General features: G+C 49.8%; 23 protein-coding genes and 1 other RNA gene. 15 read left to right on the top strand and 9 right to left on the bottom strand.

Going from position 1 to position 22839, the window contains the following annotated elements:
• Window positions 1-148 precede the first annotated feature (148 nt).
• The 3 genes from L4174_RS12835 to L4174_RS12825 all read left to right on the top strand — a co-directional run bounded on the left by L4174_RS12835 (window position 149) and on the right by L4174_RS12825 (window position 4436).
• Window positions 149-2845 (top strand): AAA family ATPase, encoded by a 2697-nt coding sequence (locus L4174_RS12835; protein ID WP_248141263.1) that lies wholly within the window; start codon window positions 149-151, stop codon window positions 2843-2845.
• Entirely contained in the window at window positions 2845-4143 is a 1299-nt protein-coding gene (locus L4174_RS12830; RefSeq protein ID WP_248141262.1) for an McrC family protein, read from the top strand. The genes L4174_RS12835 and L4174_RS12830 overlap by 1 nt, the downstream gene beginning before the upstream one ends.
• Before the next feature lie 95 nt (window positions 4144-4238).
• Entirely contained in the window at window positions 4239-4436 is a 198-nt protein-coding gene (locus tag L4174_RS12825; protein ID WP_248141261.1) for an AlpA family transcriptional regulator, read from the top strand.
• Window positions 4437-4479: 43 nt separating this feature from the next.
• Here the strand turns inward: L4174_RS12825 and L4174_RS12820 are convergent, their stop codons facing one another.
• The 3 genes from L4174_RS12820 to smpB form a co-directional block, all read right to left on the bottom strand.
• Complete coding sequence (locus L4174_RS12820) at window positions 4480-5718, bottom strand: integrase domain-containing protein (protein WP_248141260.1); 1239 nt, start codon at window positions 5716-5718, stop codon at window positions 4480-4482.
• A gap of 166 nt (window positions 5719-5884) precedes the next feature.
• Window positions 5885-6252, bottom strand: a transfer-messenger RNA (tmRNA) gene (ssrA, locus tag L4174_RS12815).
• Between the two features lie 44 nt (window positions 6253-6296).
• The gene (gene smpB, locus L4174_RS12810; protein ID WP_036751449.1) at window positions 6297-6779 is read right to left on the bottom strand and encodes an SsrA-binding protein SmpB; all 483 of its coding nucleotides are present in this window, start codon (window positions 6777-6779) and stop codon (window positions 6297-6299) included.
• A 142-nt stretch (window positions 6780-6921) separates the two neighbouring features.
• Here smpB and L4174_RS12805 point away from each other — a divergent pair, with 142 nt between their 5' ends.
• Together L4174_RS12805 and L4174_RS12800 are read left to right on the top strand one after the other, a co-directional pair.
• On the top strand, window positions 6922-7356 hold the full coding sequence (locus L4174_RS12805; RefSeq protein ID WP_248141259.1) for an SRPBCC family protein: 435 nt from the start codon (window positions 6922-6924) through the stop codon (window positions 7354-7356).
• On the top strand, window positions 7346-7729 hold the full coding sequence (locus L4174_RS12800; RefSeq protein WP_248141258.1) for an RnfH family protein: 384 nt from the start codon (window positions 7346-7348) through the stop codon (window positions 7727-7729). Before L4174_RS12805 ends, L4174_RS12800 begins: the two co-directional genes overlap by 11 nt.
• Before the next feature lie 102 nt (window positions 7730-7831).
• Here L4174_RS12800 and bamE read toward each other — a convergent pair whose 3' ends face one another.
• The 3 genes from bamE to nadK form a co-directional block, all read right to left on the bottom strand.
• Window positions 7832-8188, bottom strand: coding sequence for an outer membrane protein assembly factor BamE (bamE, locus tag L4174_RS12795; RefSeq protein ID WP_248141257.1), 357 nt, complete (start codon window positions 8186-8188; stop codon window positions 7832-7834).
• Window positions 8189-8360: 172 nt separating this feature from the next.
• Entirely contained in the window at window positions 8361-10028 is a 1668-nt protein-coding gene (gene recN, locus L4174_RS12790; RefSeq protein WP_248141256.1) for a DNA repair protein RecN, read from the bottom strand.
• Between the two features lie 174 nt (window positions 10029-10202).
• Window positions 10203-11081, bottom strand: a complete 879-nt coding sequence (gene nadK, locus L4174_RS12785; protein WP_248141255.1) for an NAD(+) kinase — start codon at window positions 11079-11081, stop codon at window positions 10203-10205.
• Between the two features lie 203 nt (window positions 11082-11284).
• Here nadK and grpE point away from each other — a divergent pair, with 203 nt between their 5' ends.
• The 3 genes from grpE (at window position 11285) to dnaJ (ending at window position 15257) form a co-directional block, all read left to right on the top strand.
• On the top strand, window positions 11285-11899 hold the full coding sequence (gene grpE / locus L4174_RS12780) for a nucleotide exchange factor GrpE (RefSeq protein ID WP_248141254.1): 615 nt from the start codon (window positions 11285-11287) through the stop codon (window positions 11897-11899).
• A 213-nt stretch (window positions 11900-12112) separates the two neighbouring features.
• The gene (gene dnaK / locus L4174_RS12775; protein WP_248141253.1) at window positions 12113-14026 is read left to right on the top strand and encodes a molecular chaperone DnaK; all 1914 of its coding nucleotides are present in this window, start codon (window positions 12113-12115) and stop codon (window positions 14024-14026) included.
• Window positions 14027-14114: 88 nt separating this feature from the next.
• Window positions 14115-15257, top strand: coding sequence for a molecular chaperone DnaJ (dnaJ, locus tag L4174_RS12770; RefSeq protein WP_248141252.1), 1143 nt, complete (start codon window positions 14115-14117; stop codon window positions 15255-15257).
• A 72-nt stretch (window positions 15258-15329) separates the two neighbouring features.
• Here the strand turns inward: dnaJ and L4174_RS12765 are convergent, their stop codons facing one another.
• On the bottom strand, window positions 15330-15710 hold the full coding sequence (locus tag L4174_RS12765; RefSeq protein WP_248141251.1) for a type IV pilin protein: 381 nt from the start codon (window positions 15708-15710) through the stop codon (window positions 15330-15332).
• 108 nt (window positions 15711-15818) lie between these two features.
• Between L4174_RS12765 and L4174_RS12760 the strand changes: the two genes are divergently transcribed.
• From L4174_RS12760 to mepA, 7 genes are all read left to right on the top strand, one after another.
• On the top strand, window positions 15819-16391 hold the full coding sequence (locus tag L4174_RS12760; RefSeq protein WP_248141250.1) for a Tfp pilus assembly protein FimT/FimU: 573 nt from the start codon (window positions 15819-15821) through the stop codon (window positions 16389-16391).
• Window positions 16378-16962: a PilW family protein gene (locus L4174_RS12755; RefSeq protein WP_248141249.1), complete on the top strand. Its 585-nt coding sequence runs from the start codon at window positions 16378-16380 to the stop codon at window positions 16960-16962. Before L4174_RS12760 ends, L4174_RS12755 begins: the two co-directional genes overlap by 14 nt.
• Window positions 16959-17492, top strand: a complete 534-nt coding sequence (locus tag L4174_RS12750) for a hypothetical protein (RefSeq protein WP_248141248.1) — start codon at window positions 16959-16961, stop codon at window positions 17490-17492. The genes L4174_RS12755 and L4174_RS12750 overlap by 4 nt, the downstream gene beginning before the upstream one ends.
• Complete coding sequence (locus L4174_RS12745; RefSeq protein WP_248141247.1) at window positions 17482-17880, top strand: prepilin-type N-terminal cleavage/methylation domain-containing protein; 399 nt, start codon at window positions 17482-17484, stop codon at window positions 17878-17880. Before L4174_RS12750 ends, L4174_RS12745 begins: the two co-directional genes overlap by 11 nt.
• 74 nt (window positions 17881-17954) lie before the next feature.
• Entirely contained in the window at window positions 17955-18245 is a 291-nt protein-coding gene (locus L4174_RS12740) for a DUF2218 domain-containing protein (RefSeq protein ID WP_248141246.1), read from the top strand.
• A 255-nt stretch (window positions 18246-18500) separates the two neighbouring features.
• A complete protein-coding gene (locus tag L4174_RS12735) occupies window positions 18501-19481 on the top strand; it encodes a sugar-binding transcriptional regulator (protein ID WP_248141245.1) in 981 nt (326 codons plus the stop codon).
• A gap of 157 nt (window positions 19482-19638) precedes the next feature.
• A complete protein-coding gene (gene mepA, locus L4174_RS12730) occupies window positions 19639-20517 on the top strand; it encodes a penicillin-insensitive murein endopeptidase (RefSeq protein ID WP_248141244.1) in 879 nt (292 codons plus the stop codon).
• A 9-nt stretch (window positions 20518-20526) separates the two neighbouring features.
• Here mepA and L4174_RS12725 read toward each other — a convergent pair whose 3' ends face one another.
• Together L4174_RS12725 and yegQ are read right to left on the bottom strand one after the other, a co-directional pair.
• A complete protein-coding gene (locus L4174_RS12725) occupies window positions 20527-20781 on the bottom strand; it encodes a YfhL family 4Fe-4S dicluster ferredoxin (protein ID WP_248141243.1) in 255 nt (84 codons plus the stop codon).
• 567 nt (window positions 20782-21348) lie between these two features.
• Window positions 21349-22722: a tRNA 5-hydroxyuridine modification protein YegQ gene (yegQ, locus tag L4174_RS12720; RefSeq protein ID WP_248141242.1), complete on the bottom strand. Its 1374-nt coding sequence runs from the start codon at window positions 22720-22722 to the stop codon at window positions 21349-21351.
• Window positions 22723-22839: the final 117 nt, after the last annotated feature.

The following is a 22839-nucleotide window of genomic DNA, read 5'->3' as shown; positions in this document are numbered from 1 at the left end:
ACAAGCTCTCTTTTTTAGAGAAACACTTATACGAATTATGTCGTATCACTCAAAAAAAACTCTCGATTGGGACATAATGTCCATTCTTTCCATAAAGAAAGCACTTCTTAAAATATTCAAAATGAAAACGTTGAGTTGTAGGTGACAGTTGGCTAGATATTGCGGTGATAGAAATTCGTTCCAATTAATCTTAAATGTTTCAGAGTTCAAAGAGGCTTGCCTTATTCAGGAAGGCTCTTTGTTTACTAATCATGCTGTTTGGACAGCTTCGACCTGTGAAGAGTTAATTCATCATTTCGTAAACAATTTAGATGAGGGAAAGGGTGACTTTTATGAAAAGCTTGAGGTTCAGCTTACAAACACTTCAGCGGAAGCGAAAGTCCTAGCATCTGAAATGCTTTGGCTAATGTTTTTATGCCCAAGCAATATGGGGCCGACCTCCAAGCGTATGAACATTGAAAGAGTGTTTTCTTGGAGTGGATTTGAAATTGATACTGCTTCAAGAGAAAAGTATCTTTCTGACCTGGCATTGACGGGTATTGGAAGTGCTGGGACTGCCTATAACACTGGCCGTTGGCGTGAGCTTGTATATGTGATTCGACTAGTTGAGTCACTACTAAAGTTGTCAAAACTAGAAAGAGCCTCTCTTCTTAGTGACCCAATGGAACTCCCCTCATGGCTGGAGGCTATTCCAGAGAATGGCTCAAGGCAGTTTCGACATATGCTTTTGTATCTTTTATTCCCCGAAACGCAAGAACGGATTTTCGGAAATACCGATAGAAGAACGATCTTGACGACACTAACTGATATGACACGTGCTCAATACAATCGAACTGATACAAAAGATATTGATTCGCGCCTACTGGAGCTACGGCAGTCTCTTGAAGCTGAGTTTGGCACTCAAGAGCTTGATTACTACGTGGAACCATTGAGTTCAAAATGGCGTCAACGTGATGATACATATCCCAATGAAATACATGACCCAGGGCTGGATTATAAAGTGAAAGATAGTAAGAAAAATCACGCGCTAAATACAATCCTCTATGGTCCGCCAGGGACAGGTAAAACCTATAGCACCATTAATCGAGCGTTAGATATAGTCGATCCAGACTTCTACGGCAAAAACAAAGATGACCGAATTGCAATTAAGAAGCGGTTCGATGAGTTGCTTAATACAAATCGCATTGGCTTTGTCACGTTTCACCAAAGCTTTAGCTATGAAGATTTTGTGGAAGGCCTAAAGGCGTCGACTGAGAATAATCAGGTAAATTACGATATTGAAGATGGCATTTTCAAGCGACTATGTGAGTCCTCCAGAGCTAAAGTTACGAACAAGGCTGTTCAAGATTATGTCGATATCAGTGGGCGTAAAATATGGAAAATGTCGTTAGGTGATATAGCAGGTGATGATGCTTTCATCTATCAACAATGCATCGACAATGGCTATGTTCTATTGGGTTATGGCTTCGATATCGACTTTTCCGATGCGCATAATCGAAAGCAAGTAGCGCAAACTTATCGCAATAATCAAATCGAGATTGAAAACGAGAGCAATAGCTATCAGGTAACGTCGGTCAACAAGTTTAAAAATGAGATGAGTATTGGCGATTTGATAGTTATCTCTGACGGTAATCGTAAGTTTCGTGCAATTGCAGAAATCACGAGTGAATACTATTTTGATGGTTCATTGGTTGTTGATGCGGGTTACTCACAAGTTAGAAAAGTCATTTGGCACAGAGTATATGAACCTTCATTGCCGGTTGATGAACTGTTTAAAAAGAACTTGTCTCAGATGACACTGTATCGATTGTATGACTCAACGATTGATACGGATAAGCTTCGATTAATCATGCAAGGCCGTGATGATTCGGCTTGCATAGCGCCGGGAAGAACGGTTGGAAAGTATTACATCGAGTCTATCAGCGATGAGCTGATAGTTTTTCGTAAACCCAATGGTTCTGAACTTCCAATGCCAAAAGTGATCGTTGATGAACTGTGTCAACTCGTCCGAAGTGAAGATATTTCTGTAGAGGATATAAAGCAAAAAAGGGTGTTTGATAAGGTTGACACCTCGTTAGAGCGGTATCTTGTAAATGGCTACCCGAATGTTCTCGCACCATTGGTCGAAGATATCCTCAAGAAAGGTATATCGTTTACGAATCAAGCGTCGACTGATAAACGCGTACTGATCATTGATGAAATTAACCGAGGAAATATTTCTAACATCTTCGGTGAGTTGATTACTTTGATTGAACCAAGTAAGAGAGAAGGGGGAGAAGAGGCGCTTTCAGTCAAGCTTCCATATTCAAAAGAGCCTTTTTCTGTTCCCGCTAACCTTCACATCATCGGCACAATGAATACGGCTGATAAATCGCTAGCACAGCTCGACATAGCGTTACGCCGTCGCTTTAAGTTCGAAGAGATGATGACCAACTATGAGCTGCTTTCGGAGATCCCATTAATCGAAGGTGTAAATATTGAGCGAATGGTTAGGATTATTAACAAGCGCATTGAATTACTTTATGACCGAGAGCACACCATTGGGCATAGTTTCTTTTTGCCATTAAAGGAGTCTCCCTCAATTGAAAAACTTGCGGAGATTTTTAATTTGGAGATTCTTCCTCTTTTAGAAGAGTATTTCTTTGAAGACTGGCATCGTGTAGCGATGACTTTGGGTGACCATCTCAAAACGGATGATGACTTGAGGTTTATTGTCGAGCAATTTGATATCGATGAAATTACTCAGTTGATGGGGGATGAGTGGGAGCCTAGCGGTGTCCGGGCTTATGTTCGGAACAATCAAGCGTTGATGAGCCCTGATGCTTATATTGGAATTTACTCTTAATGCGACATCGAGAACCTATCTCAGTAGTTACCATTAGAGAGTATGGTTTATTGGTAAATGGGGGCAATGAATCTAGCATTGATTGCCACTCTATTCCGAGAAAAGCCTTTGAATGGTTATTGGTCAATGGTCGGGGTAACAACCAAGAGTCAGTCGATCTTATTAAGGTCAAAAAGTACGGTAGTTCAATTGCACTTCAAGTCATCAACTATGTTGGCCTTCTAGAGACGCCATGTGGAACCCGAGTTGAAATTTTACCCAAAATCATGGAAGAGGGAGATGTTGATGGGTTGAAAAGTGTGCTATTGAAAATGCTTTCGACAGTTCAAAAGCTTAAATTGCATAGCTTTGAAAATTCCAATCTTCAGACACTAGACCGTCCATTATTTGAAATTCTTATTGGCTACTTCTTGCAGGAGGTCGCCAACCTGATTAAGAAGGGGATTCGCAATCAATACACTAGAGTCCATGATCGTAAACCATACTTAAAGGGGCAATTACAAACTTCAAAGCAAATTAATCAACGGCCGGGTAGTTTGAACCATTTCTACGTTGCCTACGATGAGTTCTTATCTGATCGTGCAGAAAATAGGTTGATACGTTCTGCATTAACTCAGGTAATGAAGTGGTCGAAAAATAGTGACAACCTGCGTTTAGGAAGTGAGTTGCAATTTGCTCTCAATGAGATCCCCCTTTCACAACATCATAGTTTTGATTTTAGGAAGTGGTCAAATGACCGCTCTCTTATTCACTATCGGCCCCTTAAGCCCTGGTGTGAGCTAATTCTTTGCTACCAATCCCCAATTTCTTTGTCAGGGAAAAGTAACGGCATATCGATGCTTTTCCCAATGGAGACTCTTTTTGAGTGTTATGTGGCAACTATGTTAGGAAAATCTCTTCCCAATGATTTGGCATTGAAGTGCCAAGCTAGTAGTTCCTCACTAGTCACTCACACACCAATGTATGGAAGGGAGCAAGACTGGTTTAGACTCAAACCTGATATTGTGGTAAGCGAAAGGTGTTCCAAAAAGCCTTTGTATATTGCTGATACCAAATGGAAGCGCATAAACGAGAAGCATGCGAGCGCGCGGAAAAAATACAAAATTTGTCAATCTGACATGTATCAGATGTTTGCTTATGGACATAAGTACCTCCAAGGAACCGGAACGGTTTATCTTATCTATCCGGCGCATGAGGACTTTAAAGATGCTCTTCCCGCTTTTTATTGTGACGAGGAATTAACGATTAGAGCATTGCCCTATGACCTATTTACTGACGAGTGTGAGTTGATCCTTTGAATATGAAACGTATTCTTGTCGAGTCTTTAAGCGGCTAATTAAAACCATAATAGATATATATCACCTCCCCGAAGCAACTAATGTCGAGGTGATTTATGCAAAAACAACCTGTTAAGTTGATTAGGTTGAAAGAGGTGATGGCAGTAACGGGGCTTTCTCGCTCAAGCATTTACAACTATATCAACGACAAACGTTTTCCAGGGCAAGTGTCCCTTGGTTGTCGGTCCGTTGCGTGGGTCGAAAGTGAAATCCACGATTGGCTTGAGCAACGTATTGCTGATAGGCGCCATTAAACAAAAAAGAGAGGGAGCCGCGGCTCCCTCTCTTTTTTTGCGTCTAGATGACTTTGAGCTTTGGAATCGCAGACACAGAGAGCGAGCCTGTTGAGGCTTTCTCAATATGCTCGCTCCACCAGCACATCATAGGGCGTCGACGTTCCAGATAATCAGTGCGGTTGTAGGCTGCTCGAACCTGGTTATCGTCTACGTGGGCAAGTGCCGCTTCAACGAGGTCAGTATCATAACCTTGCTCATTTAGCGTGGTGCTAGCCAGCGAGCGTAAGCCGTGGCTGACGAGTCTTCCCGCAAAACCCATACGTTTCAACGCCATATTTGCCGTTTGGCTGTTGCAGGGTTTGTTTGGGTCACGATCTGACGGGAAGATATATTCCCGATGACCACTCAAAGGCTTAATCACTTCAAGGAGAGTAAGCGCTTGCTCCGCCAGTGGAATACGGTGTTCACGGCGTTTCTTCATTCGTTCTGCGGGTATCGTCCAAACTTCATTTTCGAAGTCGATTTCATCCCAACGTGCACCGGAAGCTTCAGCAGGTCGTGTCATGGTGTGTAGCTGCCATTCGATCAAACAGCGTGTTGTGCGTTTGATGCTGGCGTTGGCAATAGCGGCCATGAGCTCTGGCAATTCGGCAGGTTCAAGCGCAGCCATGTTCTGTTTGCTGGGCTTTTTGAACGCAGCACTTATGCCTGTTAGCGGGTTCGCATGGACCAAGCCACAGTTAACGGCATAGTTCATCATCTCGTTCAGGCGCTGCACAATGCGCTTTAAGGTTTCAAGGCTACCTGAGGCTTCTACCGGCCTTAATATCTCAATAACAAGCGGGGCAGTGAGTTTGGTTATGGGTACACTGCCAAGTCTTGGAAAAACGTGTTTCTCCAATGAACGCCAAATGTCTTCGGCATAGCCTTCGGTGACCTGGTGCTGTTTAAGCTCAAACCATTGACGGCTAATATTTTCAACCGTGTGTTCGGTCAGGGCCACTTCTTTGGTTTGCAGATCGTCGCGGTGTACCTTTGGGTCAATGTCTTGTGCGAGTAGTCCTTGGGCTTCAATAACCGCTTTGCGTGCGTGAGAGAGGGAAACAGAGGGGTAAGCGCCAAGGCTTAAGTTGGTGCGTTTGCTGAAATAGGGGCGTTTGTAGTTGAAAAGCCAGAGCTTTGAGCCTGAAGGCTTTATCCTGAGCCGCAGTCCATCCCCATCAAAGAGCAGATACTCTTTGTCTCTGGGTTTGGCGGCCTTAATTTCCTTATCCGTCAGTTTGGTAGTGACCTTTGCCATAATGGGTACACCTCGCTTGCTTCCTTTTTGCCAGTGTACACCTCAGTGTACCCAAAAATCAAAGCAACAGTTGGACGTTCATGGACCTAAATGGATTGTAAGTTATTGATTTTTATATTTCATAGGCAAGAAAAAAGACGTCCGTGGACGTCTTTAAATCGCGATTTGGTGGAGCTGGCGGGAGTTGAACCCGCGTCCAAAATCACTCTAACCAATGGCGCTACATGCTTAGTTTGTCTTTATTCTCGTCAGAACGCTGCGGACAAACACGCCACGTTAAGACATACCTGAATTAGATTTAACGCTTCAGCTCCCAGGTCAAAGCATCCACGCGATCTCGTTTGGGTTTGACTACCCTTGGTCCCCGTCCTACGAGCTAAGGCTAGGGAGGATAGGCTCTAAGCAGGTTATTAAGCTGCTAGTGCGTAGTTTTCGTCGTTTGCGACTATTTTTTTGCGGCTTTTTAAAGAGGCCAACCGCACCTCTGCATGCTCCACAGGCCTTCATGATCCTGTCGAATCCTGAATCAGCCCCAAAGAGGTGTTCCATACTAGCAGAAAATTCTGCCGGGTCAATGACTACCGCGAACTATGCTTCATAATTCGTGCCTTATCGCGCTGCCAGTCGCGGTCTTTGGCGTCAGCACGTTTGTCGTGAAGTTTCTTACCTTTCGCGGTCCCTAATTTCAGTTTAACCCATGAACCCTTCCAGTACAGGGAAAGTGCGACGATGGTTTCACCTTCGCGGTTCACGGCACCGGTAATTTTGTCGAGTTCACGGCGGTTTAACAGCAACTTACGCACGCGGCCCGGGTCGGCAACCACGTGTGTTGAGGCGGCATTGAGCGGCGTGATAGTCATGCCGGAGACAAACGCCTCGCCATTCCGTAAAAACACGTAACTTTCTGAAATATTTGCTTTACCTGCGCGCAGGGACTTCACTTCCCAACCCTGGAGCGAAATGCCGGCTTCATATTCTTCATGAATCGAGAATTCATGGCGGGCAGACTTATTCAGCGCAATGGTATTGCTGCCCGGCTTGTTTGGTTTTTTCTTTGCCATAGCTCGTTATTATACGTATTCAAGGTGTTAGGGGGAACGATTTTCCCAATGACTGTGCCAGGGTGCTCACGCGGCGACGGAATCTTTGGCAGATCGCGGACTAATGGTATCATTAGCGGCGATATAGGGTTAAGGAGAAACTATGCCTCAAATCAGTCGCTCTGCACTGGTCCCGTTCAGTGCCAAGCAAATGTTTGACCTGGTGAACGATGTTGAGTCTTATCCTGCATTTTTGCCAGGATGCTGTGGCACCAAAATTCTGGAAAGCTCTACTGAACATATGATGGCGTCGGTGGACGTTTCCAAGGCCGGGATTAAAAAAACCTTCGTGACTCGCAACACACTGGAAGGTATTCATCTAATCAGCATGCAGCTGGTGGAAGGTCCGTTCCGCAGGTTAGTGGGTGGCTGGCACTTCACCGAGCTGGATACCGATGCCTGTAAGGTGGAGCTGAAGCTGGATTTTGAGTTCACCAACGCTTTGGTGGAAGCGGTCTTTGGCAAAGTTTTCCATGAACTGACCAATAACATGGTTAATGCTTTTACCCAACGTGCACGGGAAGTTTATGACCTCTGAACAGAACAATCTGATCCATGTCGAAGTCGTGTATGCGCTGCCGAACACCCAGCGGGTGATCAAGTTGGCGATTACTGCAGACACGCCGGTGCAGGAAATCATCGAGCGCTCGGGTGTGCTGGAGATGTACCCGGAGATCGTTCTGAAGAAAAACAAAGTCGGGGTGTTCAGTCGTCCGGTGAAACTGGATGCCACAGTACACGACGGCGATCGCATCGAAATTTATCGTCCGCTCCTGGCTGATCCGAAAGATATCCGTCGTAAGCGAGCCGAGCAGGCCAAGCTGGAAGCACTGGCTGCCAAGAAAGCTCAGAAAGATGCTTCAACGAACAGCGATGCTGATGATGCAGAAAATGACGACACAGCATCCTGAGCAATTTAACGCGCGATGAAAATGTTGAAACTAAAAAGCTCGCCTTGGCGAGCTTTTTAGTTTGTGTCTTATGAGATTGACTTGAGAAAGCAAAGCGTAAACCTAATTCAACGGTTTGTTAAAGTTTGTCCCGGTCTGGTAGTCACCACTCATGCTGATCAATTGTCGGTTCGCATCGAACTTGAGGATCAGGTTTTTCTGTTCCGGATCGTGATGGCCCGGTTTGTGGTAGAACACGTAGTACCAGGTGTTCGGGTATTCCGGCTCAACCAGCATCGGGGAGCCCAGTACATAGCGGACCTGTTCCTGGTTCATGCCGTATCTCAGGTTGTCGATACCCTTTTCATCCAGGTAGTTACCCTGATTGATGTCGATTCGGTAGACCAAGCGTTCAACCAAAGAGCAGCCGCCCAGCAGGCTGACACTCAACGCCAGCGCGGCAAAAGTTTTCCAGTTCATAGCATCCCGGCAAAAAATTCAGTTCTGCTTGTGATGATAAGCAAGTTACAGACAAAGTGAAAGCACCATAAAAAAACTCACCTAATCCATGGGAGTAGGTGAGGGATGAGACGCACAAAATGTCTGAAAGTTGCATCTGAAAAAGCAATGAATTCGTTTTTCGCGAGCCAGGTCAGGCCGCGACCAGTAATTCCTTCGCGTTCGCAAGCGTACGCTCAGTGATTTCGCTGCCGCCCAGCAGTCTTGCCAGTTCGCTGATCCGGGAATTTTCATCCAGCGGTTTCATGTTGGTTTCGGTCTGGCCTTTACTGGTCTTCTTGGCGACAAACATCTGTTGGTGGCCGCAACCAGCGACCTGAGGCAGGTGGGTCACACAGATTACTTGTGTCGAATCGCCCAGGGTTCGCAGCATACGGCCAACAATCGCTGCTGTCGGGCCGCTGATCCCCACATCAACTTCATCGAAAATCAGGCTCGGTGTTTCCACTTTCTGGGCTGTAATGACCTGAATTGCCAATGAAATCCGCGACAGTTCACCACCAGAGGCCACTTTACCCAGCGGCTGCAACGGCTGACCCGGGTTGGTTGAAACCATAAAGGTGATGGTGTCAAAGCCCAATGGCGTCAGCATGCGCTCCGGATCGCTGTGAATGTCGATCTGGAACACGGCTTTTTCCATGCTCAGCTCGTGCATGCTGTGTGAAATCTTTTTGTTCAGTTCCTTGGCGTAACGCTGGCGGCTCTTGCTCAGCTTTTCGGCACTGTCCAGAAACGCCAGTCGTTTGGCTTCAACGGCATCGGCCAGCGCATCCAGTTTTTCATCACTGCCGTCCAGGTTGTCCAGTTCGGCCAGCAAATCCTGATGTTTCTGCCACAGCTCCGCGGGCATCACATAATGTTTGCGCGCCAACGACATAATTTTTGCCAGCCGCTCTTCCAGATAGACCAGACGTTGCGGGTCCATATCCAGATGATCCAGATATCCGCGCAGTTCCTGGCTGGCTTCTTGCACCTGAATGATGGCTTCTTCCAGCATCGGGGCAATGGTGCTCAGCTGGCTGTCCATTTCACCCAGATCAATCACCTGCTGGCTGGCTTGTTGCAGAAGCTGCAGGGCGTTCACTTCTTCCCCTTCATACAGCAGGGTCAGGGCATGCTGGCTGGTCAGTGCCAGATCGCCTGAGTTCGACAAGCGTTTATGTTCTTCTTCGATCTGCGCGAATTCTTCTTCGCCCAGAGCCAGGTCGTTCAGTTCTTTGACCTGATATTGGATCAGTTGTTTCTGTGCTTCGTTGTCGGCACGGCTCTGGCTCAGTCGGTTGAGCTCATTCTTTGCCTGGCGCCAGGCCTGATAGTCACTGCGGACTTTTTCCATCAGGGGATGGTGACCGGCATAGTTATCCAGCATCTCCTGCTGGTGTTCAGGACGCATCAGCATCTGGTGCGCATGCTGACCATGAATGTTGATCAGAAGCTGGCCCAGCGCTTTTTGCTGGGAAGCCGGAACCGGGCTGCCATTAATAAAACCGCGGGAACGGCCTTCTTTGGTGATCACACGACGCAGAATGCATTCTTCGCCTTCCATCAGCTCATTATCTTCCAGCCAGCGGCGGGCTGCCTGATTATTGCGCAGGGAAAATGTGGCATGAATTTCGGCTTTTGCTTCACCGGGGCGGACCATGCTGGCTTCGGCGCGGTCGCCAAGACATAAGCCCAGTGCGTCAATGGCAATGGACTTCCCTGCACCGGTTTCACCTGTAATGGTTGTCATCCCAGGTTTCATCTCGAATTCGAGATCTTTGACAATAGCAAAATTAGAGATCGTCATATGAGCCAGCATGTGTGTTCACCTGTTTAAATCAACACCTGTTTATTTGCACAGTATATACTGTATTTACATACAGTAAAGTGCTGGATCAAAAATTTCCGTCTGATTTTGTGATACAGGGTAAGTTTCTGTCAGGCAATAAAAAAGCCAGCATCAGGCTGGCTTTGGCAGGGAGCGGTGATGGGCTCAAAACAGTTTGCTGGACCAGCCCAGCTTGCCGCGCAGGATGTTGTAGTAGCTGTAGCTTTTCGGGTGGATCAGCTGGAGCTGGTCCGGGCTCTGATAGATATGAATTTCATCGCCGGGATTGACGGGCAGTGAGACCTGACCGTCGCAACTGACTTCCAGGGTCCGGCCGTCATCCGGCACAATGAGTTTGATCCGGCGGTTGCCGTCGACCACCAGCGGGCGGCTCGACAGAGTATGCGGGAACATGGGGACCAGGGTAATCGCGTTCAGGCTCGGTGACAGAATCGGGCCGCCGCCGGACAGCGAGTAGGCGGTCGAGCCGGTTGGTGTGGCAATGATCAGACCGTCCGAACGCTGCGAGAAGGCAAAATGCTCGTCAATATAGACCTCAAACTCAATCATATGGGCGATTTTGTCCGGGTGCAGGACGGCTTCATTCAGCGCTGCATTCCGGCTTTTAATCTGGCCGTGGCGGTGGATTTCAGCTTCCAGCAGAAAGCGGTGTTCGATGACGAACTCACCGTCGAGGACTTTTTCCAGTTCCTGTTCGAAATTGTCCGGATCCAGATCAGTCAGAAAGCCCAGATTGCCGCGGTTGACGCCAATTACAGAGATATCAAAACGTGAGAGTACCCGTGCGGCGCCTAACATGTTACCGTCACCCCCGACGACAATGGCCAGGTTGGCGCGGTCGCCGATGGTGAGCAAATCGCACAGGGCGTCGGCCGGGACATCCAGATCATGGGCAAGCCGGTGATCAACCAGTACCTGGTAGCCTTTGGCGGTCAGCCAGTGGTACAGGCTGGTGTGTGTGTGAAGCGCATCAGGGTTTCTCGGTTTGCCAATCAGGGCAATGATTTCAAACGGGCGCGTCATGTCCTTGATCCAACGGGTAAGAATGGGGCCAGTATAGCCTCAGCAATGATGAATTGTCGCCCTTTGTCGTCGATCTCGGGTTGAATCGTTGAACTTCATCCCCATAATATGCCCATCACGTTTTAAGAGTGGTCGATTGGTCGCGTTTGTTCGGCGCATCGGCCATGCATTCACCTTTTTGAGCTTAGCGGAGTAGCGAAAGCATGAGCAAGAAAGACGAAGTGTTACAGGAAGAAGAACTGCAGCAGGAGCAAGTGGCTTCAGCAGAAGCTGAGCAGGTTGCAGATGAACTGTCTCCGGAAGCGATGGCACTGTCCCGTATCGAAGAACTGGAAGCGGCTCTGGCAGCCAGTGAAGCCAAAGTGAAAGACCAGCAGGACGCCGTGCTGCGTGCCCGTGCAGATGTTGAAAACATGCGTCGCCGCAGCGAGCAGGAAATTGACAAAGCGCGTAAATTTGCGCTGGAGAAATTTGCCGGTGAACTGCTGCCAGTGATCGACAATATGGAACGCGCACTGGAAGTGGCAGACAAAGAAGATGAAACCATCAAGCCAATGGTTGAAGGTGTCGAGCTGACTCTGAAAACGATGACAGACACGGTTGAGAAATTCGGCCTGAAAGCAATTAACCCGCTGGGTGAAGCTTTTAATCCTGAATTCCATCAGGCTATGTCAATGCAGGAAAGCGCGGAACATGCGCCGAATACGGTGATGATGGTCCTGCAGAAAGGTTATGAGCTGAACGGCCGTGTGGTTCGTCCGGCGATGGTGATGGTTTCCAAAGCTGCTCCGGGCAGCAATGTGGATACGCAAGCCTGATTGATCCATTCGGGGCGGAATGAATGAAAGCCCACTTCGGTGGGTTTTATTTTTTTAATTTTTTTTCGATCTGCCCCTTGAAAAGGTATCGGACGGCCTTATTTAGTAGTCATACGATACCGTAATAACAGAATCGCGGGCCATACGCCCCAAGCTCGTCACTGTTGCGAACAGGACGAAGCCAGTAAACCAACGAATTTCGGAGAGAGCCTGATGGGTAAAATCATTGGTATTGACTTGGGTACAACCAACTCATGTGTAGCTGTACTGGATGGTGATAAACCACGCGTGATTGAAAACGCAGAAGGTGATCGTACAACGCCTTCGATCATCGCCTATACACAAGATGGCGAGACACTGGTCGGTCAGCCTGCGAAACGTCAGGCGGTGACAAACCCTGAAAACACCCTGTTTGCAATCAAGCGTCTGATCGGTCGCCGCTTCGAAGATGAAGAAGTACAGCGCGACATCGAAATCATGCCTTTCAAAATTGTGAAAGCAGACAACGGCGACGCTTGGGTTGAAGCAAAAGGCCAGAAAATGGCAGCACCTCAGGTTTCCGCTGAAGTTCTGAAAAAAATGAAGAAAACAGCTGAAGATTACCTGGGCGAGACAGTAACGGGTGCAGTTATTACTGTTCCTGCGTACTTCAACGATGCACAGCGTCAGGCAACCAAAGATGCCGGCCGTATCGCGGGTCTGGAAGTTAAACGTATTATCAACGAACCGACTGCTGCTGCACTGGCTTACGGCCTGGACAAGCAAGGCGGTGACCGCACGATTGCGGTATACGACCTGGGTGGCGGTACTTTCGATATCTCTATCATTGAGATCGACGAAGTTGAAGGCGAGAAAACCTTTGAAGTTCTGGCAACCAACGGTGATACCCACCTGGGTGGTGAAGATTTCGATAACCGTCTGATCAACTACCTGGTTGACGAATTCAAGAAAGAGCAAGGCATCGACCTGCGTAAAGATCCGCTGGCGATGCAGCGTCTGAAAGAAGCCGCAGAGAAAGCGAAAATTGAGCTGTCTTCTGCACAACAGACTGACGTAAACCTGCCGTACATCACTGCAGATGCGACCGGTCCGAAACACATGAACATCAAAGTGACCCGTGCGAAACTGGAGTCACTGGTTGAAGATCTGGTTCAGCGTTCACTGGAGCCAATGAAAGTTGCTCTGGCTGATGCAGACCTGTCTGTCAGCGAAATTACCGACGTGATCCTGGTGGGCGGTCAGACCCGTATGCCAATGGTTCAGGCAAAAGTTGCTGAATTCTTCGGTAAAGAAGCGCGTAAAGACGTGAACCCGGACGAAGCTGTTGCTGTCGGTGCTGCGGTTCAGGGCGGCGTACTGGCTGGTGAAGTGAAAGACGTACTGCTGCTGGACGTGACGCCACTGTCTCTGGGTATCGAAACCATGGGCGGTGTGATGACCAAGCTGATCGAGAAGAACACCACTATCCCAACGAAAGCGGAGCAAGTGTTCTCGACGGCTGAAGACAACCAGAGTGCAGTAACCATTCACGTACTGCAGGGTGAGCGTAAACAAGCGAACTTCAACAAGTCTCTGGGTCAGTTCAACCTGGAAGGTATTCAGGCAGCGCCTCGTGGTATGCCTCAGATCGAAGTGATTTTCGACCTGGATGCGGACGGTATCCTGCACGTCTCAGCGAAAGACAAGAGCACAGGTAAAGAGCAGAAGATCACAATCCAGGCATCTGGTGGTCTGAGCGACGACGAAATCGAGAAAATGGTTCAGGAAGCAGAAGCGAACAAAGAAGCGGACAAGAAGTTCGAAGATTTAGTTTCTGCCCGTAACCAGGCTGACCAGCTGGTGCACGGCACTCGCAAGCAAATCGAAGAAGCTGGCGATGCACTGCCTGCGGACGAGAAAGAGAAGATCGAAGCCGCTGTTTCTGAGCTGGAAGCAGCCCGTAAAGGCGAAGACAAAGAAGCAATTGATGCCAAAGTACAGGCACTGATTGCAGCTTCTCAAAAGCTGATGGAAGTCGCCCAGCAGCAGGCACAGGCTCAACAGGCTGACGCTGGTGAGCAGTCTCAGTCGAAAGATGACGATGTTGTCGATGCTGAGTTCGAAGAAGTTAAAGACGATAAAAAATAAGAGTGTGATTTCATAATCTTATTTGGGCGCGGGCGTTTAGAGGGAACTCTTACGCCCGCAGCTGTATCAAGGCAGGTGACAGTTTAATATGTCAAAACGTGATTTTTACGAAGTGTTAGGCGTAGGCCGTGACGCCAGTGAGCGTGACATCAAAAAGGCCTACAAACGTCTGGCAATGAAATTCCACCCGGACCGTAACCCGGGTGACGAGAGCGCGGCGGACAAATTCAAAGAAGTGAAGACCGCTTATGAAATTCTGACCGATCCGCAGAAGAAAGCGGCCTACGATCAGTACGGCCACGCTGCCTTTGAACAAGGTGGTATGGGCGGTGGCGGCGGCTTTGGCGGCGGTGCAGATTTCAGCGACATTTTCGGTGATGTTTTCGGTGATATCTTCGGTGGCGGCGGTCGTCGTGGCGGCCAGCCGCGTGCACAGCGCGGGGCGGATTTGCGCTATAACATGGAGTTGACCCTGGAAGAAGCTGTTCGCGGCTGCACCAAGGAAATTCGTGTTCCGACGCTCGTCAACTGTGATACTTGTGAGGGTTCTGGTGCCAAGAAAGGCTCTTCACCGACGACATGCGGTACCTGTCATGGTTCCGGTCAGGTCCAGATGCGTCAGGGTTTCTTTGCCGTTCAGCAGACCTGTCCGCACTGTCATGGCCGTGGTCAGATCATCACCGATCCATGTGGTAAGTGTCATGGTCAGGGCCGAGTTCAGGAAACCAAGACGCTGTCTGTGAAAATTCCTGCCGGTGTGGACACGGGTGACCGTATCCGTCTGACGGGTGAGGGTGAAGCCGGAGAATTCGGCGCTCCGGCCGGTGATCTGTATGTTCAGGTCCATGTACAGAAACATGCGATTTTTGAACGTGACGGTAACAACCTGTACTGCGAAGTTCCGGTCAGCTTTACGATGGCTGCACTGGGGGGCGAAGTGGAAGTACCGACCCTGGACGGTCGTGTCAGCCTGAAAGTACCGTCTGAAACTCAGACCGGCCGTATGTTCCGGATGCGCGGAAAAGGCGTGAAGTCTGTCCGTGGCGGAGCTGTGGGTGATTTGATCTGTAAACTGGTGGTTGAGACTCCTGTGAATCTGAGCTCCCGCCAGAAAGAACTGCTGCAGGAATTTGAAAAAACCCTGACTGGCTCTGATGCAAAGAAGCATAAGCCACGTTCCGAAGGTTTCTTCGATGGTGTGAAAAAGTTCTTTGATGATCTGACCGGTTAAATTTCCGGTTTGATGTGCTACCAAAGGCCGACGTGATGTCGGCCTTTTTTATGGCTTCTGTCCTGCAGCGCTTTACCAGCACTCTGGCGGAAACGTGGTGCCATTCGGCTCTATACCCAGACTCTGACAACTGGAAATCTCTCTTCTGTGTTCTGCTAACAAAGTGTACTGACCCGCTGTGCGGACAATTCGGTAACCATAGTACGGATTATCAAACTGACAGGCCGGGCAAAGGCGTTCATCCAGGGCTTCCGGGTAGTGATTGCTTTCGATTCTGGTCTGTTCAACCGCCAGTTGCAGCATGATGAGATCAGCCTGTGCCTGACGGAGATAAGCCTGATGCTGTTGTGACACATAGGTCGGGTGAGCAAACACCGCAAGGATCCCGATAAGCACGACGACAATCAGTAGTTCGATCAGGGTCACTCCCTGTTGTTTTACGTTTTTCATCATCCTGATTTCCTTTCGATTGACTTCACTGTGTGAGCTGTTGAGCGCTGTTTTATCCTGACGCTTTGTCATCATGACGACCAGAGAAAAAAGAAGCTGGAGTTGAGGGAAATGGTAAGTTGGGAGACGTGCCGGAAAGTCAGGGATATCCGGCCAGAGCGGTTTCACTGCGTTGCGAGTGATCGCGGTATGACACTGCTGGAAATGGTAGTGGTCTTGCTTTTTATCGGGATCGTCGTATCTGCTGCGGTCCCGTCTTTTTCTGAATTGATGGCCAGACAGCGGCTGGCCCGGCTGGTCAGTGAACTGGAATGGCTGCTGGTGCAGGCAAAATCGGAGGCCGTGACACGGGGTGAAGTGGTTCAGATTCTGTTTCAGCATGTGCCACGTTTCTCCGAATCGGATATCGTCAGCCGGAACGACTGGCAAATTTGGGCGGCGCTCGCGGGAGAGGTTCAGGTGACCAAAGCGCTTTCCGGCCAGGATTATGCTCCTTTTCAGCTCAGCCGAAGTTTCTCCAATGAGCATGTCTCTCTTGACCCGCTGACCGGTCGTCCTCATGCCGCCGGAAGTCTGTATGTATCCCGGCATCAGGATGTTCTGGCGCGGATTACATTCAGTAATGTCACTGGGCGTATTTATGTCTGCAGTCCGCAAGGTGAGTTTGGCTATGCTGCCTGCTAAGCATTCGATGGCCGGATTCAGCCTCCTTGAAATGGCGGTGGCCAGTGCGCTGAGTATGATGGTACTCACCATGCTGGTGCATTTACTGATGGCGGGCCAGCGGGCGGCGGTCAGCCGCGCGACACAATTGATGCTGGCGCAGGACGTGCAGGATGCCTGGCGGATGCTGTCGGCAGATTTACGCCGTGCGGGCTACCAGATGCAGAGTGGTGGGCCCTTGCGGCTGAATGGTTCTGAAGACACTGTCCATGTGACAGAGATGCAGTGCTTTGTGATGCGCTATGAGCTCAGTGATGGCGCCGTGGTGAAAGCTTATTATCACGAGGATGGTGAACTCAGGGTCCGCTCTTCTGGTGCAGTGTTTACTTCGCCCGAGCAGGCATGCCATGGCGGGCAGGCCTTGCTGGATTCCCGGTGGATGAGAGTGACTGACTGGCAGGTTCAGAGCGTTTCGTGGTCTCATGGCCGCCAACAGGGCCAGCAGCTGCAATTTTCACTCTCGGTACAAGCGCTGGATGGTTCGGTGAGTCATCACGAAGACATGACGCTGAATTTGAGGAATCCGTCATGACGGTGCCTGGTTCTCGTGTCTCAGAAAAAGGAGTGGCCACGCTGCTGATCACCAGCATGATGCTTTCAGTTGCCATAGTTTTTGTACTGGGAAGTTCCGGTACGACCCTCTATCAGGTGAAACGGGCACAAAATACGCTGTTTTCTCGGCAGGCGCACTGGCTGGCGGAAGGCGGGCTCACTTGTGCTTTTGAACGGCTCCAGACTGAGCTTAAAACTATCTCTCAAGCCCGGCCGGTCCGGTTAATGACTTTGCTACTGCTTGATGTCAGCTTTTCCGCCTGCGACCAGCATACGGAGGGGCGGCAACTGACTGTGCAAATGACTGAAGTGAGCGGTGGCGGTTTTCAGTTCAGAGCTGCATCGCTGGTGGCCGGAAAAGCACAGGTTCATCTGGTTCATCAGGCTGAAGTGGTGATCTGCAGGTCAGAACATCAATCTAACTGCCGTCTGTGGTCGGATGGCGACGTGGTGGAGACGGAGGAGCAATTGCTGCTGCGTTGGGTGTCGGGAACTTGGCATGATTTTTAAATGCAATTTGCCTGTTCACGGACGACAACAAGGCTTCAGTGTTTTCGAAGCGCTGGTTGCACTTTTGCTGGTCAGTGTCGGACTGGCCGGAATGATGAAGCTGCAGGCATATCTGAATATCCAGACTGACAACGCACTCCTGACGCTTTCTGCGGTGAATCAGGCTGAATCTGCACTGGAAGCGCTGCGGGGCCAGCCAGAATACCCGCCCGAGGTAAGGAAGGAAACGCTGATGCTTTACAATACGCCGGTAGGCCTCGAAGTCAGTGCCTATCAGAATGTGTCGGTGAGCAGGGTAACACGTGTGGTGGTGTCAGTCCGATGGCAGGATCGATGGATGAAGTCGCATCTTATTGAAATAGAAACATATATCAACCCATTAAATTAATTCAATGACTTGATAATGGTTCTCATTACTGTGCTATATTGACGCTTTATTGTAAGCGGAACAGGAGAACCGTGATGAGTCATCATGTTATGACACACATCCAGACCCCGGACGGCAGTAAATATCTCCGTCATTTGTGTAAGCATTTTAATCATAAAGTGGATGCCGAATGGGACGATCGGCAGGGCAGGGTATTTTTTGCGATGGGAACCTGTGAGTTTCGCGCGACGGAATCCATGCTGACGGTTGAATGTCAGGCGGACTCCGACGAGGCGCTGGAAGTGGTAAAAGAGATTGTGAAAACTCATTTTGACCGCTTTGCCCGTCGTGAAGCGGTGGAACTGGCATGGGGGATCACCGGGTAATCGCTGTGTCGTTCCTCCCCATACAGGTGATCAGCTTTTTTAGCTTTGGGGTTACAATAGTCAAAAAGCTGTACAAGCTGATCGTCTTATATAAATCAATAGCTTACTAATAAATGGTTTGTGGTGTTCTTTTTGCTTGGAAAGCTGTACAGCACTCAGCTGTAAGATGTCAGTAAAGCTGTACAGGCTCATGCCTCGCACGCGGTGACGGGACAGGGTAAGATAGCCGGGTCTGGATGAGCTAAGGACTTGACGATGAATCTTAACACCACGGATGCGGCACAGGTCGACAGTGATCAGCTGACCGAAATTGCCATTGCGTATTATCAGGATGGTGCCACTCAGGAAGAAATTTCACAGCGATTCGGGATGTCGCGGGCCAAAGTGGGTCGGCTGCTTCGCAGGGCACGTGATGAGGGTGTGGTGGAAATTACCGTTAAGTATCACCCGGTCTTCAGTGAAAAGCTGGAGCAGCAGCTGATTGACCGTTTTCAGCTGAAACGGGCCCTGATCGCGCTTGATCAACCGGATGAGGAAGCTCAGCGTCAACAGGTTGCCAGTCTGGTGTCCAGTTATCTTGCCTCGACCCTGACCGATGATATGGTGGTGGCTGTCGGACAGGGACGTAATATTGCCGCGATCGCCAGCCATGTCGGGGTGGTCCCGCATCGCAACTGCCGCTTTGTTTGCGGCATTGGCGGAACCCATCGTTCGGGTAATGCCATCAATGCCGACCATATCTGCCGTCAGCTGGCCAAGAAGTACGACGGCATCAGTGAAACCCTGTATGCCCCGGCGTATGTCGCCGATATCCGCGTGAAAGATGCTTTCATGATGAACAGTACAGTGAAGGAAACACTGGACCGTGCCCGGCGGGCGGATCTGGCCCTGGTTGGGGTGGGCGACATGAATGAAAACAGCCACATGGTGAAAATGGGCTGGTTTACCCCCCAGGAAATTGTTGAGGCCCGTATCCGGAAAGGTGTCGTCGGTGATATTGCCGGCTATGACTTTTTTGACAGTCAGGGGAAACGCTCCGACACCATGATGAGCGATCGGGTGATCGGTCTGAGCATGGAGGAACTGCGCCATATTCCGACGGTGGTGGTCACAGCCGCTGAGAACAGTAAGGCACTGGCATTACTTGGCGCACTGCGATCCGGCGTCGTTGATGTGCTGGCGACCAGTGTCAGTAATGCGCTGACCATTCTCAATCTTGATCAGCAAATAAAATAATTCGGATGGTATAAACTTATGTGATTAAGTTCTCAAATTAATCACAGGGTGAGCACCGGTGCTTCATGTCCACTTCCATTCTGCCGTCTTTCAGTTTGTTGCTGCGAGGCGGTTTCTCCTCAAAAGATTATCTGTATCCGTTCTGCTCTTGGGCTGTATGGCCAGCGGTTTGGTCAGCTTGCCCGCCTGGTCGACGCCCTGGGAACATTTTGAAACCCCGACTCCAGGTCAGCCTCAGGCAATTGGCAGCTACAGTAATGGCTGTCTTGCCGGTGCAACCCCGCTCCCGGCAGAAGGAGAGGGGTATCAGCGGGTACGGTCAGAGCGGGGCCGGTATTACGGTCACCAGAGTATGATCGCGTTTCTTGAACAACTGTCTGCCAAAGCAAGCAAACTCCGGCTGGGTCAACTGCTGGTCAGTGATATTGCAATGCCGCGGGGCGGACGTTTTCGCTCCGGGCATGCCAGTCACCAGACCGGGCTGGATGCTGATATCTGGCTCACCACCCTGGAACACCCAGCCTCAGAAGAGGTGTTGAAAACACTTCAACCGCTGCCGATGGTTGATTTGAAGGCATACCAGATCATCAGGGACAACTGGACGGACAATCAGGCGAATTTGATCCAGCTGGCAGCTTCCGATGACCATGTGGCGAGGATTTTTGTCCATCCGGTGATCAAAGAGCAGCTGTGTGCTGCGACATGGACCGATCGCCGCTGGCTGCGTAAGGTCAGGCCCTGGTGGGGGCATTATTATCATTTCCATGTCCGGATGCATTGCCCACAGGGGGACAGCCAGTGTAAGGAACAGCTGCCACCACCGCCGGGAGATGGCTGCGGGGCAGAACTGGCTTCCTGGAAGCCGAAACCTGTCTCTGAGCGTCAAACCGCCAAAGCGAAACCCGCTAAGAAACGTCCGGTGCTCAAACCCTTACCGCCGGCAAGCTGTATGGCGATGCTGAATGGAACTGAGCCGGTGCAGGAAAAAGATCGGTATGCGGTTGATCTGAAGAAAGCGAAGAAGATCGCGCAATAGAGTGCCGGTTCAGGCCAGCCCCTGCAGCTGCACGAATTTTTCCAGCAGAGCTTCCTCGGTCTCGATATGTGCGGGATCGGGGATGATGCAGTTGTTGATCGGACAAACCGACAGACAAGTCGGCTTCTCATAATGGCCTCTGCACTCGGTACAGCGATTCGGGTCGATCTCATAGATCGCTTCCCCCATGCTGATGGCGTCATTCGGACATTCAGGATCGCACATGTCGCAGTTGATACATTTGTCGGTAATGAGTAAGGCCATAAGATTACATCCGCAGAAATTTAAAGCATTCGCTTACAGAAGAGACGATCCTTCGCGGGGTGTGATATGTCCCCAAAAATTGAAAGGAGATAAAACGGCGCAAGTTTAGCACAGAAGTCGCGAAGGCCAAATAAAACGGGGTATATGGTCATATTTACGTCAGATGTTTACGGAATGGGGTCGATTTAACGTTATTTCTCACTTAGCCGCACTTCATATGTGTTCGTGACAATGCTGGTTTCGGGCGATCAGCAGCATTAAGCCCGGCTGGCATTGAGGTTGAAGTGAAGTACCTGAATTGTATTCAGGTTACTTTCGTGGTTCCTGATATATGCGGGGGAGCATTAAATGAAGGTGAGATTAGACCCCATAGCGTTGATTGTCGTCTCTATTATTCTTGGCTGGGGCTGGACGGAAATAACGACAGAGCCGATCTGTCAGCAGGAAATGATGCAGCAGGGAGTGAGGTATACCATTCCTATCAAATGCTCTGATATTCCGAATGTAACTGTAAAAAGTTAATTGAACACCGTATTGCCGGATGACAGCAATACGGTGGGCAGGTCATCAGGCTGCAGTTGGATTCCGTGTTGTTGCGTTGCCTGTCAGGTTACGCATCAGCAGGGCATACGACAGATCCAGATCTTCCGGAACCGGAATGAAGACGAAGTGGCCGCTGCCTTTGGCATCGTCTATTGATTCTGATTTACGGTTCTCCATGCTTTCCAGTGTGAAAGTGATGTTGCCGTTTGGCGTCATCAGTTCCAGACTGTCTCCCACCATAAATTTATTCCGGACCTCAACCTCAGCCAGTTCGCCGCGACGCTGGCCTGTGAATTCTCCGACAAACTGCTGACTGTCGGAGATGGAGTAACCGTAGTCATAGTTCTGATAAGCATCATGGGTATGACGGCGCAGGAACCCTTCGGTATAACCGCGATGCGCCAGGCTTTCCAGGGTGCTCATCAGGGTTTCATCAAATGGCTTGCCTTCGGCGGCATCATCAATGGCTTTACGGTAAACCTGAGCGGTCCGGGCACAGTAGTAGAACGATTTGGTGCGGCCTTCAATCTTGAGTGAATGAACGCCCATCCGGCTCAGACGCTCAACGTGCTGAACTGCCCGCAGGTCTTTGGAGTTCATGATATAAGTGCCGTGTTCGTCTTCGAATGCGGCCATTTTCTCTTCCGGACGATGGCTTTCACTCAGCAGAACCACTTGATCGGTTGTCTGGCCTTCACCCAGAGTCGGTGCGACGTCCTGGATCTGAACGGCGGCACTGGCATCCTGAACTTCGACGATCTGACCGGCATCATCTTCTTTCGCCGCTTCTGCTTTGTATTCCCAGCGGCAGGCGTTGGTACAGGTACCCTGGTTCGGGTCACGCTTGTTCATATAACCCGACAGCAGGCAGCGGCCGGAGTAAGCCATGCACAGTGCGCCGTGAACAAAAATTTCAAGCTCGGTTTCCGGACATTTCTCGCGGATTTCTTCGATCTCTTCCAGAGACAGTTCGCGCGACAGGATGACACGTTCTACGCCCTGCGATGCCCAGAACTTCACCGTTGCCCAGTTGACGGCATTGGCCTGAACGGAGAGATGAATTGGCATGTCCGGGAAGCTTTCACGCACCATCATGATCAGGCCGGGATCGGACATGATCAGGGCATCCGGACCCATCTCGATGATCGGGGTCAGGTCGCGGATGAAGGTTTTTAGTTTTGAGTTATGAGGCTGAATGTTACAGACGACATAGAATTTCTTCCCCTGAGCATGGGCTTCGTCGATGCCAATTTTCAGGTTCTCATGGTTGAACTCGTTGTTGCGGACACGCAGGCTGTAACGTGGCTGGCCTGCGTAAACCGCATCTGCGCCATAGGCAAAGGCATAACGCATGTTTTTCAGGCTGCCGGCAGGCGATAACAATTCAGGTTTAAACATAACTCGGGATTCCCCTTCTGGGTCAAAGTCTGATGTCAGATCAGGTCGAACTCCTGTTTATCCGGAGATAAACATACGGGAGACGAAAAACAGAGGGCGGATTTTACTGTGAAGGCT

The sequence above is a fragment of the Photobacterium sp. CCB-ST2H9 genome (assembly GCF_023151555.2).
In the GTDB taxonomy this organism is placed as follows: domain Bacteria; phylum Pseudomonadota; class Gammaproteobacteria; order Enterobacterales; family Vibrionaceae; genus Photobacterium.
This window is presented reverse-complemented; position numbering and strand designations above follow the sequence as displayed.

Coding starts and splice junctions, on each gene's coding strand:
- smpB (WP_036751449.1), bottom strand. CDS start 6,779: ATGGCAAAGAAAAAACCAAACAAGCCGGGCAGCAATACCATTGCGCTG.
- L4174_RS12755 (WP_248141249.1), top strand. CDS start 16,378: ATGCTGCCTGCTAAGCATTCGATGGCCGGATTCAGCCTCCTTGAAATG.
- mepA (WP_248141244.1), top strand. CDS start 19,639: ATGGCCAGCGGTTTGGTCAGCTTGCCCGCCTGGTCGACGCCCTGGGAA.
- recN (WP_248141256.1), bottom strand. CDS start 10,028: ATGCTGGCTCATATGACGATCTCTAATTTTGCTATTGTCAAAGATCTC.
- grpE (WP_248141254.1), top strand. CDS start 11,285: ATGAGCAAGAAAGACGAAGTGTTACAGGAAGAAGAACTGCAGCAGGAG.
- L4174_RS12765 (WP_248141251.1), bottom strand. CDS start 15,710: ATGATGAAAAACGTAAAACAACAGGGAGTGACCCTGATCGAACTACTG.
- L4174_RS12825 (WP_248141261.1), top strand. CDS start 4,239: ATGCAAAAACAACCTGTTAAGTTGATTAGGTTGAAAGAGGTGATGGCA.
- bamE (WP_248141257.1), bottom strand. CDS start 8,188: ATGAACTGGAAAACTTTTGCCGCGCTGGCGTTGAGTGTCAGCCTGCTG.
- L4174_RS12820 (WP_248141260.1), bottom strand. CDS start 5,718: ATGGCAAAGGTCACTACCAAACTGACGGATAAGGAAATTAAGGCCGCC.
- L4174_RS12725 (WP_248141243.1), bottom strand. CDS start 20,781: ATGGCCTTACTCATTACCGACAAATGTATCAACTGCGACATGTGCGAT.
- L4174_RS12760 (WP_248141250.1), top strand. CDS start 15,819: ATGGTAAGTTGGGAGACGTGCCGGAAAGTCAGGGATATCCGGCCAGAG.
- L4174_RS12800 (WP_248141258.1), top strand. CDS start 7,346: ATGACCTCTGAACAGAACAATCTGATCCATGTCGAAGTCGTGTATGCG.
- L4174_RS12750 (WP_248141248.1), top strand. CDS start 16,959: ATGACGGTGCCTGGTTCTCGTGTCTCAGAAAAAGGAGTGGCCACGCTG.
- L4174_RS12745 (WP_248141247.1), top strand. CDS start 17,482: ATGATTTTTAAATGCAATTTGCCTGTTCACGGACGACAACAAGGCTTC.
- L4174_RS12830 (WP_248141262.1), top strand. CDS start 2,845: ATGCGACATCGAGAACCTATCTCAGTAGTTACCATTAGAGAGTATGGT.
- L4174_RS12735 (WP_248141245.1), top strand. CDS start 18,501: ATGAATCTTAACACCACGGATGCGGCACAGGTCGACAGTGATCAGCTG.
- L4174_RS12805 (WP_248141259.1), top strand. CDS start 6,922: ATGCCTCAAATCAGTCGCTCTGCACTGGTCCCGTTCAGTGCCAAGCAA.
- nadK (WP_248141255.1), bottom strand. CDS start 11,081: ATGACGCGCCCGTTTGAAATCATTGCCCTGATTGGCAAACCGAGAAAC.
- dnaJ (WP_248141252.1), top strand. CDS start 14,115: ATGTCAAAACGTGATTTTTACGAAGTGTTAGGCGTAGGCCGTGACGCC.
- dnaK (WP_248141253.1), top strand. CDS start 12,113: ATGGGTAAAATCATTGGTATTGACTTGGGTACAACCAACTCATGTGTA.
- yegQ (WP_248141242.1), bottom strand. CDS start 22,722: ATGTTTAAACCTGAATTGTTATCGCCTGCCGGCAGCCTGAAAAACATG.
- L4174_RS12740 (WP_248141246.1), top strand. CDS start 17,955: ATGAGTCATCATGTTATGACACACATCCAGACCCCGGACGGCAGTAAA.